General features: G+C 70.4%; 15 protein-coding genes. 6 read left to right on the top strand and 9 right to left on the bottom strand.

From position 1 onward, the window contains the following. Positions 1-533 precede the first annotated feature (533 nt). A complete protein-coding gene (locus ACTOWL_RS36295; protein WP_441326181.1) occupies positions 534-1,913 on the top strand; it encodes a peptidoglycan DD-metalloendopeptidase family protein in 1,380 nt (459 codons plus the stop codon). 254 nt (positions 1,914-2,167) lie between these two features. On the opposite strand, the gene ACTOWL_RS36290 is transcribed toward ACTOWL_RS36295, so the two are convergent. The 7 genes from ACTOWL_RS36290 to petA all read right to left on the bottom strand — a co-directional run bounded on the left by ACTOWL_RS36290 (position 2,168) and on the right by petA (position 8,701). After that, positions 2,168-2,800, bottom strand: a complete 633-nt coding sequence (locus ACTOWL_RS36290; protein WP_441326180.1) for a hypothetical protein — start codon at positions 2,798-2,800, stop codon at positions 2,168-2,170. 116 nt (positions 2,801-2,916) lie between these two features. Further along, the gene (locus ACTOWL_RS36285; RefSeq protein WP_441326179.1) at positions 2,917-3,684 is read right to left on the bottom strand and encodes a VOC family protein; all 768 of its coding nucleotides are present in this window, start codon (positions 3,682-3,684) and stop codon (positions 2,917-2,919) included. After that, positions 3,684-4,244, bottom strand: coding sequence for a DUF924 family protein (locus tag ACTOWL_RS36280; protein WP_441326178.1), 561 nt, complete (start codon positions 4,242-4,244; stop codon positions 3,684-3,686). The genes ACTOWL_RS36285 and ACTOWL_RS36280 overlap by 1 nt, the downstream gene beginning before the upstream one ends. Then, the gene (locus tag ACTOWL_RS36275) at positions 4,241-5,935 is read right to left on the bottom strand and encodes an acyl-CoA dehydrogenase family protein (protein ID WP_441326177.1); all 1,695 of its coding nucleotides are present in this window, start codon (positions 5,933-5,935) and stop codon (positions 4,241-4,243) included. Before ACTOWL_RS36275 ends, ACTOWL_RS36280 begins: the two co-directional genes overlap by 4 nt. An 83-nt stretch (positions 5,936-6,018) precedes the next feature. After that, positions 6,019-6,819, bottom strand: a complete 801-nt coding sequence (locus ACTOWL_RS36270; protein WP_441326176.1) for a cytochrome c1 — start codon at positions 6,817-6,819, stop codon at positions 6,019-6,021. Positions 6,820-6,821: 2 nt separating this feature from the next. After that, the gene (locus tag ACTOWL_RS36265; RefSeq protein ID WP_441326175.1) at positions 6,822-8,093 is read right to left on the bottom strand and encodes a cytochrome b; all 1,272 of its coding nucleotides are present in this window, start codon (positions 8,091-8,093) and stop codon (positions 6,822-6,824) included. Between the two features lie 23 nt (positions 8,094-8,116). Beyond that, positions 8,117-8,701, bottom strand: a complete 585-nt coding sequence (gene petA / locus ACTOWL_RS36260) for a ubiquinol-cytochrome c reductase iron-sulfur subunit (protein WP_441326174.1) — start codon at positions 8,699-8,701, stop codon at positions 8,117-8,119. 158 nt (positions 8,702-8,859) lie between these two features. On the opposite strand from petA, the gene ACTOWL_RS36255 reads away from it, so the two are divergent. The 3 genes from ACTOWL_RS36255 (at position 8,860) to ACTOWL_RS36245 (ending at position 11,035) form a co-directional block, all read left to right on the top strand. Then, a complete protein-coding gene (locus tag ACTOWL_RS36255) occupies positions 8,860-9,309 on the top strand; it encodes a tRNA (cytidine(34)-2'-O)-methyltransferase (RefSeq protein ID WP_441326173.1) in 450 nt (149 codons plus the stop codon). Positions 9,310-9,407: 98 nt separating this feature from the next. Next, positions 9,408-10,271 (top strand): oxygen-dependent coproporphyrinogen oxidase, encoded by an 864-nt coding sequence (hemF, locus tag ACTOWL_RS36250; RefSeq protein ID WP_441326172.1) that lies wholly within the window; start codon positions 9,408-9,410, stop codon positions 10,269-10,271. A gap of 98 nt (positions 10,272-10,369) precedes the next feature. Continuing rightward, positions 10,370-11,035 (top strand): dihydrofolate reductase family protein, encoded by a 666-nt coding sequence (locus ACTOWL_RS36245; protein ID WP_441326171.1) that lies wholly within the window; start codon positions 10,370-10,372, stop codon positions 11,033-11,035. A 51-nt stretch (positions 11,036-11,086) separates the two neighbouring features. On the opposite strand, the gene gfa is transcribed toward ACTOWL_RS36245, so the two are convergent. Next, positions 11,087-11,656, bottom strand: coding sequence for an S-(hydroxymethyl)glutathione synthase (gene gfa, locus ACTOWL_RS36240; RefSeq protein ID WP_441326170.1), 570 nt, complete (start codon positions 11,654-11,656; stop codon positions 11,087-11,089). A gap of 148 nt (positions 11,657-11,804) precedes the next feature. Between gfa and ACTOWL_RS36235 the strand changes: the two genes are divergently transcribed. Then, positions 11,805-12,740, top strand: a complete 936-nt coding sequence (locus ACTOWL_RS36235) for an aldo/keto reductase (RefSeq protein ID WP_441326169.1) — start codon at positions 11,805-11,807, stop codon at positions 12,738-12,740. A 5-nt stretch (positions 12,741-12,745) separates the two neighbouring features. Here the strand turns inward: ACTOWL_RS36235 and ACTOWL_RS36230 are convergent, their stop codons facing one another. Beyond that, a complete protein-coding gene (locus ACTOWL_RS36230) occupies positions 12,746-13,591 on the bottom strand; it encodes an alpha/beta fold hydrolase (RefSeq protein ID WP_441326168.1) in 846 nt (281 codons plus the stop codon). Between the two features lie 221 nt (positions 13,592-13,812). On the opposite strand from ACTOWL_RS36230, the gene ACTOWL_RS36225 reads away from it, so the two are divergent. Then, positions 13,813-14,198, top strand: a 386-nt coding sequence (locus tag ACTOWL_RS36225; protein ID WP_441326167.1) for a LysR family transcriptional regulator, incomplete at its 3' end; no start/stop codon positions are given.

Below are 14,198 nucleotides of genomic sequence, written 5' to 3'. Positions count from 1 at the left end.
CTCCAATGCTTCTCACTTGTCCAAGATCCGTCGCCCTTCACACCAGTTTCCTGGCTCCAGAGCCGCATCCCCCCGTCGCGCCGCCCCCTTCCCGGGCCGGCCCGCCAGGGCAGAAACGTCGATGTAATCCTTCCGACTTCTTAGTGCAACCAGATTTTCATCTGCTGCCCTGTCCGACCCGCCGTTTCGCTTTCGCTCGCCGCCGTGTCGTCGTCGGTGAGGCGGTTTATAGGGGGGTCACCGGAGCCTGTCAAACGCTTTGTGACGAAAATTTTTCGAACAGCACTTTCTCCTCGCGAGGTGCTTTCCCGCGCAAGGCAGAGAGGCTCCGAACACCACCGGATGGGGCGCTTCCGCCCGATCCGGCCACCCCTAGATGGAGATTCGCGCGTATGCGCGCAAGGGGGCCAGGGAGGATTTGGAGCCGCCGGGCCGGTTGACCTGATTCCCCCGCTCCCGCATGTTCGGCCGGAGATTCAGGCGCGCCCCGGCCCAACGGGCAGCCTCCCCATCGCCCCTCGGAGACCGACCCATTGCGAATCGTCCCGCTCGGAGTCCTGTCGATTCTCGCCTTGGCCGGTCTCGGGGCCGGTGCCTTTCTGATCCTCCCCGAATCCCCGCATCCCGCCGATGCCGCCACCGCCGGCCCAGCGGCCCCGACACTCCGATCGGAACTGCACGACCAGATCGCCTATGACGCGCTGCTTCCGGCCCCGGACGAGCCGGCGGATTGGGTGCTGGCGGCCATCTCGGAAGGGCTGAGCCGGCCGCAGGCCCCGCGCGGCAGCGAGCGCCGGATCGTGGAGGTGGCGGAAGGCGACACGCTGACCGGCCTGCTGGCCGAGGCCGGAATCGCCGAGGACGAAGCCCATGCCGCCGCGGCCGCCCTGGACGGGCTGTACGACCCGACCAGGTTGCGAATCGGCCAGCCGATCACGGTGACCTTCGACCGCAGCGGCGGCGCACGCGTGCTGAAGGCGGTCAGCCTGATGCCGGAGGTCGACCGCACCGTCACCGCCCGGCGCACGCCCGACGGCAATTTCCGCAGCAGCGAGGCCGAGCGGGTGCTGGAGAGCCGGCCGGTCGGCATCGCCGGCGAGATCGAATCGAGCCTCTATGCCGACGCGACCGCGGCCGGGGTGCCGGACGCGGTGGTGCTGTCGCTGTTGAAGACCTGGGCCTATTCGGTCGATTTCCAGCGCGACCTGCAGCCGGGCGACCGATTCGCCGTGCTATTCAGCCAGGACCACAGCCCGGACGGCAGCATCGCCCGGCTGGGGCCGGTCGAGATGGCGCGGCTCGATCTCGGCGACAAGACCCTGACCATGTACCGGTTCGAGAGCCGCGACGGCACGGTCGACTATTACGACCGCGACGGCACCAGCGTGCGCCGGCTGCTGCTGCGCACTCCGGTCGACGGAGCCCGGCTGACCTCTCGATTCGGCGCCCGGCGCCACCCGATCCTGGGCTACACCCGGATGCATCGCGGCGTCGATTTCGGCGCCCCCAGCGGCACGCCGATCTACGCCGCCGGCGACGGCACGGTGGAGCTGATCGGCACCCAGCGCGGCTATGGCCGCGTCATCCGGCTGCAGCACAACGGCCGGCTGTCGACCGCCTATGCCCATATGAGCCGCTTCGCCCGGCTGAAGAAGGGCGCGCGGGTCAAGCAGGGCGAGGTGATCGGCTATGTCGGGTCCAGCGGCATGGCGACCGGGCCGCATCTGCACTACGAGGTGCTGGTCGGCGGCGCCCAGGTCAACCCGCTGAGCGTCGACCTGCCGACCGGCACCACGCTGGCCGGCCGCGACCGGACCGAGTTCCGACGCCGGGTCGAGGCGATCGACCGGCAGTTCCGGCAGCTGACCGAGGAGGCGCCGGTCGCCTCGACCGGCCGCCGAGTGGACGGCTAGAGCGGAATGAAGTGAGGTCCGGTCAGTGCATCGGGCAGGGATGTCGAGCGTCCTTGGCGCCGGCGGGTGAAAGCGGGACCTCGACAAAGGGCCCTCACCCGGAGGCGCAAGCGCCTCCGACCTCTCCCGCAAGGCGGGAGAGGCAAAAGGAACCGGCTTGGTAGGTTGGGTTCGCGGCACGCGAACCCAACAGGATCGGGGGCCGCGATGGCGGCCGGGTGTTGGGTTCGCCAACGCGAACCCAATCGACGCGGTCACCCCGTGTCCGGTGATTTGGGCCTGCGGCCGGAGGCAGCGGAGCGGGGCTCCGGCGGATCCTCGTCGTCCTCGCCGTCCTGCGGCGGTATGAAGCCCAGCTGCTCCATGGCCTCGTCGGCCATCTCGAGCCAGCGCTCCACCCGCACCGGGAAGCCCCAGCGCCGGCACAACGCCGCCACCGCGACCGGCGCCCGGCTGGCCTCGATCAACTCGACCACCTCCGGCCGCTCCAACTGCTCGCGCACCTCGGTGACGCGGCGGTTGATCTCCTCATTGTCCTCCGACACCTCGTAGGCCGCCGCCAGCATCGCCAGCTTCACCCGCAGATCGTGAAAGTCCTCCTGCGCCGCCTCACGCTTCGCCGCCGCCTTGCGACGCTCGTCGACCTGCCGGGACAGCTTGTCCTTGAGCAGCAGGGTCAGCCGCACCGAGCGCGCGACGGTGGCGATCCGCTGGCAATAGTCGACGCCCAACGCCGGCGCCTGCAGTGCCTCCTGCTGCGTCGCCCGGGCGATCGACATCTGGATCTCGACCAGCTCCGCCAGCACGCGCAGATCCCCCTCTGCCGCCGGAGCGGCCGGGGCTTCCGAACCCAGATCGGTCTGCGCCTTGTCCATAGAACGTAACATGAACATGGTCGCAGATTAATACAAGAGAACAATGTGTTAACAGCGGGATGAGGCCGGATCGGATCACGCCGAAGCGATCGCACGGAGCCCGTTCGGCATTATTCTCCTGCCCGGATCTAGCCGGCGAAGCGCAGCGCCAGGCCGGTGCCCGGCAGCGGCGGCACCCGCAGCTCGCCCGGATGCCGGGCATGGGCGACATGGCCGGCCCGCAGCGCCGATTCGCAGGCATCGAGGTCGCGGGTGGCGATGTGCAGCAGCGGCTGGTCGCCAGCACCGAGGGTGAAGCCGCCGACCGCGACCGAATCGCCCTCCTGCCGCGCCCCGTCCAGCGCCGCCCAGGCGGCCAGGGCCGGCTCGGCGAGCGGGTTCGGCAGGTCGAGGCGCAGGATGCCGGTGGCGCCGTTGGCGTGGTGCTCCCACTCCGGCCGGCGCAGCAGTTCCGGCGACCGGTGCTCGGTGGCGAAGAGCGGCAGGCCGAAGGCGTCGCGCCGGGCCGGAAAGGCGAGCCGGAAGGCCGGCTGCACCGGCCCTTCCGGCAGATCCAGCAACCGGGCCAGGTCGCGCGCCGGCTCTCCGCCCGCCCCCGCGGCGTCGAAGGCGGCGGCGGCCGAATCGGCCGAGCGGGTCGCGAGGGAAATGCCGAGCAGCCCCTCCCCGTCCCGCGCCAGGCGTTCGCTCAACCCGTTGTCGAACTGGGCCGGGTCGAGCACGCCGAGCAGCTCGATGTAATCGGCCTCCAGCATGATGCAGTAGTTCGCCGTGCCCCAGCCGATGTGGCGGCCGCGCGGCGTCACGGTGAAGCCGAGGCGGCGCCAGGTGTCGCGCGCCGCATCCAGCGCCGCCACGGCCAGGATGACGTGGTCGAGCCCGGTGATCGCCGCCATCAGAAGCCTCCGTGCTCGGCCAGATGCGCTTCCTCGTCCGGCGTGCTGGCGCGGCCGAGGATGGCGTTGCGGTGCGGGAAGCGGCCGAAGCGCTCGATCACCGCGAGATGGCGCCGGGCGTAGTCGACATACCCCTGGTCGGCGATCCCAGCGGCCTGCAGCTCCAGGCTGCGCCGCTGGTCGGCCAGGTCCTCGCTGTGCTCGAAGGGCAGATAGAGGAACAGCCGGTGGTCGTCGGTCAGCGCCGGGTCCTGGTCGAAGCCCTGGTCGACCGCGGCCTTGGCCACGGCCAGCGCCTTGGGGTCGGTGGCGAAGGCGCGCGGCGTGCCCCGAAAGAGGTTGCGCGGGAGCTGGTCGAGCAGGATGCAGAGCGCCACGGCGCCGAGCGGGGAGGCCGCCCAGTCGTCATGCCGGCCGGACGCGGCCTCCTCGTGCAGGGTCAGGAAGCGGGCGCGGATCTCGGTGTCGAAGCCGGCGTCGCCGGAGAACCAGCGCTCCTTCCCGGACTCCTCGAACCAGAAGGCCAGCAGGTCATGGGCGGGGACGGAAAGTGGGGTCATGCGGGGCAGAGTCCATGGCCGATGATGTCGTCGAACAGGGCATGCAGCGGATCCTCGGCGAGGTCCACCGCACAATGCGGGTCGAGCCGGAGGGCGAAGCGGCCGGCCAGCAGCGCCTTGCGCCGGTCGCCCTCGGCCAGGTCGGCCACCGCCTCCTCCAGCATCAGCGCAGCGGCCAGCAGCTCGGCCGCCGGATGCATCAGCCGGCGGGCCAGGCGAGGCCCGTCCTCCGGCCGTGCCCGCAGATGGGCGAAGCCGGCGCGGCAGCTGTCGAGCACCGGGCGCAGCCGCGCCGCGATCGGCTGCAGCGCCCCGGGGGCCGAGTCGAGGATGCCGGAGATCCGGTCGAGCAGGGCCTGGTCACCCGGCAGCTTGCCGATGGTGGCGCGCAGGAACTCCAGCGCCTGGACATTGGCGGGCCCTTCCCACACCGCGGTCACCAGGGCGTCGCGGTAGAGCCGGGCCGTCGGCCATTCCTCGGTGTAGCCGTTGCCGCCGACGATCTCGACCGCCTGGGCGGCGGCGGCCGTCGCCTGCGCCGCGGTCCAGTATTTGGCCAGCGCCACGGCGGCGCGGCGCCAGCCCTCGACCGCCGGCTCCTCGCCCGGCGCCTCGAAGGCGACGGCGGCCTCGAAGGCCAGTGCGGCCGAGGCCTCCTGGGTGGCGGCGAGGTCGAGCAGCGCGTCGCGCATCATCGGCGTGCTGCGCAGGAGGGTGCCGCCGACCCGGCGGTGGCTGGTCCAGGCCAGCGATTCGAGCACCGCGCGGCGGTGCATGCCGGCGGCACCGAAGGCGTTGTGCACCCGGCTGTATTCCAGCGCCTCCAGCATCGCCTTGAGGCCATGCGGCGGCGGCGCCACCTCGACCGCCCAGGCGCCGTCCAGCACGGTCTCGCCGGTGGCGAGGCCGCGGGTGCCGACCTTGTCCTTCAGCCGGCGGACATGGAGGCGGTTCGGCGTGCCGTCCGGCAGCGTCGAGGGCACCAGGTAGCAGCCCAGGCCGCGGGCCCCATCGGGCGCGCCGCGCGGCCGGGCGGTGGCCAGCGCCAGCCCGGCTCCGGCATTGCTGGTGAACCATTTCAGCCCGGTCAGGCGCCAGGCCGCGCCGTCCGGCTCCGCCACCGTGGTGGTGGCGGCGACGTCGGTGCCGCCATGCAGCTCGGTCGCCCAGGTGCCGCCGGACAGCGCCTGGCCGTCCATCCGGGTCAGGAGCGGCAACCACTGGCTGCGCACCGGGTCCGGCGCCAGCCGGTCGAGCGCCCAGGCGACGGCGCCGGTCAGGGTCACCGGGCAGTGCAGCGACACATCGGCCTGGGACAGCACGCCGCCCATGACGAAGGACAGCAGATGCGGCGCCCGCTCAGGCCCGAAGGCGAGGCCGATGACGCCGCGGCGATAGGCGTCGGCATGGCAGGCGCGGTATTCGGCGTTCAGCACCACCCGGCCGACCGGCGCGCCGGCGCCGTCATGGCTTTCGAGCCGCGGCGGGGCGTGCCGGCTGGTGTAATCGGCCTGCGCCTCCACCGCCTCGCCGACCCAGGCGCCGAACTCGGCCAGCCGGTCGCCGAAGCGCGGCAGCAGGTCCGGGCTGCGCCGGGCCAGGCGGCGTTGCAGGTCGCGGTCGGTGGTGAACAGGTTCAGGCCGCGGATGGCGGGCGGAAGCGCGAGCGGTCGGGTCTCGGTCCGGTCCATGGCGGCCTCCCGGGAAAAACGCCGGCCCAAAATAGCACGAGGCGGTGCAAGCACCGCCTCGTCTGAACCAATCCCGCGCAGGATCAGTGGGCGTTGGCCCAGACCTTGCGCTTCACCGAGTAGAGCAGCCCGGCGAAGATGATCAGGAACAGCACCACCTTGACGCCGGTGTGCTTGCGCTCCTCCATCGACGGCTCGGCCGTCCACATCAGGAAGTTGACGACGTCCCAGGCCATCTGCTGATGCGTGGCGTTGGTGCCGTCGGTATAGGTCACCGCGCCGTCGGTCAGCATGTTCGGCATCGCCGTCACGTGACCGGGGAAGAAGGCGTTGTAGGTCAGCCCGTCCGGCACCTGGAAGCCTTGCGGCGCGTCGTGGAAGCCGGTGAGGAAGGCGAGGATGTAGTTCGGGCCGTCGGTCTCGCCGCCCTCGCCGCGCGCCTTGGCCATCAGCGACAGGTCGGGCGGCAGCTTGCCGCCATTCGCCGCCGCCGCCGCCTTGTCGTTCGGGAACGGGTTGTGGAACTTGTCCGCGGGCAGCGCCGTGCGCTCGACCGGCTCGCCCGCGTCGTTGGTGTCGGCGACCTTGTACTCGGCGGCGATCGCCTTGACCTCGTCCGCGGTGAAGCCGAGCCCGGTCAGGTCGCGGTAGTACATCAGGTGCATCGTGTGGCAGGCCGAGCAGACCTCCTTATAGACCTGGAAGCCGCGCTGGGCCGAGGCCCGGTCGAAGCTGCCGAAGAAGCCGCCGAAGGTCCAGTTCTGCGCCGGCGGCTCGGCCCCCTCCTCCGCCGCCCGGGCGGCCGGGAGGCTGGCGCCGAGGGTCAGCAGCAGGGCCGCGGCGGTGAGGGCGGATCGCAGCATGATCTTGTCGAGGAGCGGCATGGTCACGCCTTCACCGTATTCGTAGCGGCCGACGGCCCGAGGACGGATTCGCTGATGCTGCGCGGCAGCGGCAGCGGCCGTTCGATCTTGCCCAGGATCGGCAGGATCACCAGGAAGTGCAGGAAGTAATAGACCATGCCGACCTGGCCGATCAGCACCGGCAGGCCTTCCGCCGGCTGCGACCCGGCATAGCCGAGGCCGATCACCGAGACGACCAGCAGCCAGAAGCACCAGCGGTAGATCGGCCGGAACCGGGCGCTGCGGACCCGGCTGGTGTCGAGCCAGGGCAGCACGAACAGGATGGCGATGGAGCCGAACATGGCGACGACGCCGAGCAGCTTCGCCGGGATGCCGAACAGGCTGAAGGTGATCGAGCGCAGGATCGCGTAGAACGGCAGGAAGTACCATTCCGGGACGATATGCGCCGGCGTCTGCAGCGGGTTGGCCTGGATGTAGTTGTCGGCATGCCCCATCAGGTTCGGCGCGAAGAACACGATGAAGGCATAGAAGATCAGGAACACGGCGATGCCGAAGCTGTCCTTGGCCGTGTAGTACGGGTGGAAGGGCAGCGTGTCCTGCGGCCCCTTCGGGTCGATGCCCGACGGGTTGTTCGAGCCGGTGACGTGGAAGGCGCCGACATGGATGACGACGACGCCGAGGATCACGAAGGGCAGCAGGAAGTGCAGCGAGTAGAAGCGGTTCAGCGTCGGGTTGTCGACCGCGAAGCCGCCCCACAGCCAGGTGACGATGTTCTCGCCGACCAGCGGGATGGCGGAGAACAGGTTGGTGATGACGGTGGCGCCCCAGAAGCTCATCTGGCCCCAGGGCAGCACATAGCCCATGAAGGCGGTGGCCATCATCAGCAGGAAGATCAGCACGCCGAAGATCCACACCAGCTCACGCGGGCTCTTGTAGGAGCCGTAGTACAGGCCGCGGAAGATGTGGATGTAGACGGCGATGAAGAACATCGACGCGCCGTTGGCGTGGATGTAGCGCATCAGCCAGCCGTAGTTGACGTCGCGCATGATGCGCTCGACCGACTGGAACGCGTAATCGACATGCGGCGTGTACTGCATCGACAGGAACAGGCCGGTGGCGATCATGATCACCAGCATCATCCCGGCGATGGCGCCGAAGTTCCAGAGGTAGTTGAAGTTCCGCGGAGCCGGGTACTCGCCGTACTCCTTGTGCATCATCGAGAAGATCGGCAGCCGCGAATCGACCCAGCGGATCGCCGGGTTCTTGAAGGTCGAGGGCTGGGCTGAGTGTGCCATGGCAAGTCTCCGGAGCGAGCGGCTCAGCCGATCTTGATCTTGGTGTCGGCGGTGAAGGCGTAGGTCGGCACCTCGAGATTCAGCGGTGCCGGGCCCGACCGGATGCGCCCGGAGGTGTCGTAGATCGACCCGTGGCAGGGGCAGAACCAGCCGCCGAACGGACCGCGGTTGTCGCCCGGATTCTGGCCCAGCGGGATGCAGCCGAGATGGGTGCAGACGCCGACGACGACGAGCCATTCCGCCTTCTGCACCCGCGCCGAATCGGGTTGCGGGTCCGGCAGCTGGCTGAGCGGGACCTCTTCCGCGGCCTTGATCTGGTCTTCCGGCCGGTGGCGGATGAACACCGGCTTGCCGCGCCACTTCACGGTCAGGGACTGGCCGACCGCGGCGGGCGCCAGGTCGACATCGATCGAGGCCAGGGCCAGGACGTCCTTCGACGGATTCATGCTGTCGATCAGGGGCCAGGCGACGCTGGCGACACCGACCGCGCCCACCGCGCCGGTCAGGAGATACAGGAAGTCGCGACGAGTGCCCCCCTCCCCGGATGCGTGATCCCCGGATGGCGTATGACTCGGGCCCGGCGCGCCCTGGAGGGTGGTATCCGACATTGTTGCAACGGCCCTTCTTGGTCGACCTTATCTTCCCCCGCGCCTCCCGAGCTGGCTTCGGCCCGTATTCCGGGTAAGAGGCGGCTTCGGGTCTATACAATGCCATCCCGACCCTGGCAATTCGCTAGAACCACCCAGCGACGCAGCATCGCGGCCCCATGCGCCTCGTCCTCTACGAACCCGACATCCCGCAGAACGCCGGCACCATGATGCGGCTGGCCGCCGCGCTCGGCGTCGCCGTCGACCTGATCGAGCCCTGCGGCTTCCTGGTCGACGACCGGCGGCTGCGGCGCGCGGCCATGGACTACGCGGATTTCCTGGATCTCACGCGCTGGACCAGCTGGCGGCGCTATGCCGAGACGGCCCATACCGGGCGGCTGGTGCTGCTGACCACCAAGGCCAGCCAGCCCTACACCGGCTTCGCCTTCGCCGCCGACGACCGGATCATGGTCGGGCGCGAAAGCGCCGGCGTGCCCGAGGCGGTGGATGATGCGGCGGATGCCCGCATCGTCATTCCGCTGCGGCCGGAGGCGCGCTCGATCAATGTCGCGACCGCGGCGGCGATGGTGCTGGGCGAGGCGATTCGGCAGACCGGCGCCGGGCCCTGACGCCCCGACCTTGACGCCCCGGGCCCTGCGGCGCGGATGGGCATTCCCGGCCCCTGCCGCCCGTCCTATGGTGCCGGCGCAGCAACAGAGGCCGCCGCATGAGCCAGACCCCGCCCGACCCGACCGAGGCCCGCAAGGCCGAAGCCGCCGCCTGGTTCGCGACGCTGCGCGACCGGATCTGCGCCGCCTTCGAGGCGATCGAGGACGACGCTGCCGGCCCTCTCTCCGATCGCCCGCCGGGGCGCTTCGAGCGCCGGGCCTGGGACCGGCCGGGCGGCGGCGGCGGGGTGATGTCGACGATGCGCGGCCGGGTGTTCGAGAAGGTCGGCGTCAACATCTCGACCGTGCATGGCGAGTTCTCGGAGGCGTTCCGGGCGCAGATCAAGGGCGCCGAAGGGGACGGCCGGTTCTGGGCCTCGGGCATCAGCGTCGTCGCCCATCTGCAGAGCCCGCTGGTGCCGGCGGTGCACATGAACACGCGGCGGATCGAGACCTCGATCGGCTGGTTCGGCGGCGGCGCCGACCTGACGCCGATGGTTCCGGACGAGGCCGACACGGCGGAGTTCCACGCCGCGCTGCAGGCCGCCTGCGACCGGCACGATCCGGGCTACTACCCGCGCTTCAAGGAGTGGTGCGACAAGTACTTCTTCCTGCCGCACCGGGACGAGCCGCGCGGCGTCGGCGGCATCTTCTACGACAATCTCGACAGCGGCGACTGGGAGGCCGATTTCGGCTTCACCCGCGATGTCGGACTGGCCTTCCTCGACACCTATCCGCGCATCGTCCGCCGCCACATGGACCGGCCCTGGACCGAGGAACAGCGCACCCACCAGCTGCAGCGCCGCGGCCGCTATGTCGAGTTCAACCTGCTGTACGACCGCGGCACCACCTTCGGGCTGAAGACCGGCGGCAACACCGAGGCCATTCTCATGTCGCTGCCGCCCTTGGTGGCCTGGCCGTAGAGACGAAGAACGGGAGGCGGCATGTCGGATCGCCGCCTCGCCGACCGTCCTTCGGTCGATCCCGGCGTGCGAAACGCCACCATCGACTGGAGAGCGAGATGAGAAAGGTCGTCACCGCCGCATTCGTCAGCCTGGACGGCGTGATGCAGGCCCCGGGCGGGCCGGAGGAGGACCCGACCGGCGGCTTCGCGCTGGGCGGCTGGACGTTCCATCACTGGGACGACGTCATGGGGCAGGCCATGGACAAGACCTTCGGCGCCCCCTTCGACCTGCTGCTCGGCCGCAAGACCTATGAGATCTTCGCCGCCCACTGGCCGCATGTCGCGGCGGACGATCCGATCGGCAAGGCGTTCAACGCGGCGACCAAGTATGTCGCCACCCGCTCGGCCGCGCCTTTGGCCTGGCAGAATTCGGTGGCGCTGCGCGGCGACGCAGCAGAGGCGGTGGCCGAGCTGAAGCGGCACAACGGCCCGACCCTGCTGCTGCAGGGCAGCAGCGACCTGATCCAGACCCTGCTGGCGCACGACCTGATCGACGAGTTCCGGCTGCTGACCTTCCCGGTCGTGCTCGGCCCCGGCAAGCGACTGTTCGGCCGCGGCGCCATCCCGGCCGGGCTGAAGCTGGTCGACAGCAAGGCCTCGACCACCGGAGTGGTGATCAGCAGCTATGTCCGGTCCGGCGAGGTGACGACCGGATCCTTCGCCCTGGCCGAGCCGACCGAGGCCGAACTCGCCCGGCGCGAGCGGATGGAACGGGAAGGCTGATGCGATCGCCGCGGAGGCCGCCGGGTCGGGCGGCCTCCGCGATGCCGATCGCTAGGCCGCCAGGGCGCCGGAGCGCTTCGCGGTCCAGGTCGCGACGTAGTCCATCAGCCCCGGCGACAGGCAGTCATAGGGCGGCAGCCCCAGCTCCGTCAGACGGGCGCGCACGCCCTCCATGCGGCTCGGGTCGACGCCCGATTCGATGATCGACGAGACGAAGGCGGCGAAGGTCGGCGCGGCATAGCCGCTGTTGTCGAACCGCTCCGGATGGATGAAGGACAGGCCCTTGAACGGGTGGTCGCGCTCGACCGGCCCGTGCAGATGGACGCCGCATTGCTTGCAGGCGTGCCGCTGGATCAGGGCGCTCGGATCGACCACCGCCAGCTTGTCGCCGTTCTCCAGCACCTTGACCTTGTCGCTCGGCACCACGGCGACGACCGAGAAGGCCGTGCCTTTCGGCTTCCAGCACTTGGTGCAGCCGCAGGCATGGTTGTGGGCGACGTCGCCCTCGATGCGCACCTTGACGGGACGATCGGTGCACAGACAGGTCAGTGTGCCGCCCTGGAAGCTGCCGGACCCTTGGCGCACGCCGCCGTCGACGACCGGGTGTATGGACTCGCTCATCGCGTTTCTCCCTTTGACGTTCGTTGACCCGGATGGTCGTTCCGACGGAAGTGTCGGACATGCGCGGCGGAATCTCTATTGGACCCTCGGACGAGAAATGGTGCCAAGATCGGGGATCAGCCCAGCCTGAGCCACCCCGAGGAGCATCATGTTCGATCCCGTTGAGCGCCGCCCGGTCGGCCGCACCACGCTGCGCGTGTCCCGCCTCGGCATCGGCGGCGGCAGCCTGTTCAGCTCGATCGGCGACGCCGCCGTGGCCGCGCTGGTCGACCATTGCTGGGACCGCGGCCTGCGCCATTTCGACACCGCCGCCCTCTATGCCGGCGGGGTCAGCGAGGAGCGGTTCGGCACGGCGCTGGCGGACCGGCCGCGCGGCGAGCACGTGCTGTCGACCAAGGCCGGCCGCACCAATGAGGACGGGCAGAACCGCTTCGACTACACCCGCGACGGCATCCTGCGGTCGGTCGAGCGCAGCCTCGCCAAGCTGAAGCGCGACCGGCTGGACATCGTCTTCATCCACGACGTCACCCCCGACCTGCATGGCGACGCCTACGAGGCCCGATTCGCCGAGGCGATGGACGGCGCCTACCCGGCGCTGGCGGAGCTGCGCAGCCGGGGCGTGGTCGGCGCCATCGGTGTCGGGGTGGGCAACTGGCAGGTGTGCCAGCGCTTCGCCGAGGCCGGCGCGTTCGACTGCATGATGCTGGCCGGCGGCTACACCCTGCTGAAGCAGGATTCGGTGCCGTTCCTCAACGACTGCCTGAAGCGCGGGATCTCGGTGCTGGTGGCGGCGCCGTTCAACACCGGCATCCTGGCCACCGGCGCGGTCGAGGGCGCGCGCTACCACTACAAGCCGGCGACGCCCGAGGTGCTGGAGCAGACCCGGCGGATCGAGGCGGTGTGCCGCCGCCACGACGTGAAGCTGCCGGCGGCGGCGCTGCAGTTCCCGCTGCGCCACCCGGCCGTGGCCAGCGTCGTCGTCGGCCACCAGTCGGCCGAGGAGGTCGACCGCAACCTGGCCCTGCTGCGGCAGGACATCCCGGAGGCGCTGTGGGCCGAGCTGGCGGCGGAGAAACTGGCGTAGGGCCCCTACGCCGCAGTGTGCGCGGCGATCGCGGTCACGAAAATGTCCCAGTCGGCCGGGTGCAGCTCGTGCCCGCCGCCCTCGATCCGCACCAGCCTGCCACCCGGCACGGCGGCGGCGAGCGCGGCGCCGTGCTCGACCGGGAAGATCGGGTCGGCCGTGCCGTGGATGACCAGGAGCGGAGCCTGAAGCTCGCCCAGCCGGCCCTGCCATTGGTCGGCGCCCTGCAGCATGAAATGGTTGGTGACGCTGGCGAAGCTGCGCGCCCGGTCGTAGTCGGTCTCGATCAGCCGGCGGGCGGCGGCGGCGTCATGCGGATGGGCGGTGCCGGCGATCGCGCGGGCATCCTTGACCACGTACTCGACCACCTGCGACCGGTCGGTCCAGTCGACCGACGCGCCGGTCGCGGCATGCTCCATATAGGCCGCGGTGGTTTGCGGCAGATGCGAGGTGTCGGTGCCGACCGGCGAGGTGCTGACCGCGGTCAGCGAGGCGACCCGGTCCGGATGCGCCAGGACGGCGAATTGCGCGATCATGCCGCCGAGCGACATGCCGACGAGATGGGCGCGGCCCAGGCCGTAGCCGTCGAGCACCCGGATGGCGTCGTCGGCCATGTCGTCGAAGCCGTAGGGCGGCTGGCCCGGCGGATAGGTGGTCGACAGGCCGGTGTCGCGGTTGTCGTAGCGGATGACGTAGCGGTTGCGGCCCGCCAGCTGCCGGCAGAAGCCCTCCGGCCACCACAGCATCGAGGCCATCACGCCCATGATCAGCAGCACCGGCGGGTGCGCCGGGTCGCCGAAGGCCTCGGTCGCGATCTCCACGCCGCCGGCCCGGACCGTCTTCTCGTGCATGTCGATGTTTCCTTCCCCAGTGTGTCCCGGCCGGGGGACGATCCCGGCCGCCGCGGCAAGCCCGGCCGCCAGGACGTCCCGCCGGTTGCATCCTCGAATGGCCCCGATCATCGCGTTCGCCCTCCGCTCCTGCCGTGCTTGGCCGTTGCAGGATGGCCCGGGATCGACTTTGCTTTCCAATCGAATGGCGATGGGAATGCATAAGGGAGATTGAAGCGTCGATGACCAGCCGGCTACCGCCGCTGGCCGCCGTCCGGGCCTTCGAGGCGGCGGCGCGGCATGGCAGCGTCACCCGGGCGGCCGAGGAGCTGGGCATGACCCAGGCCGCCGTCAGCTACCAGATCAAGGTGCTGGAGGAGCGGATCGGCGCGCCGCTGTTCCTGCGCAAGCCTCGCCGGATCGAGCTGACCGATCTCGGCCGGCAGTTCGCGCCGGCGGTCACCCAGGCCTTCGAGCTGCTGGGCGCGGCCTATGCCGCAGCGCGCGGCGGCGCGCGGGGAACGCTGGTGGTCAGCACCCTGCCGACCCTTGCCGCCAACTGGCTGGCGCGCCGCCTCGGCCGGTTCCAGGCCGCCCATCCGGACCTGATCGTGCGGATCGAGACCTC

This window comes from Inquilinus sp. CA228, from assembly GCF_052078665.1.
GTDB lineage: Bacteria > Pseudomonadota > Alphaproteobacteria > DSM-16000 > Inquilinaceae > Inquilinus.
This window is presented reverse-complemented; position numbering and strand designations above follow the sequence as displayed.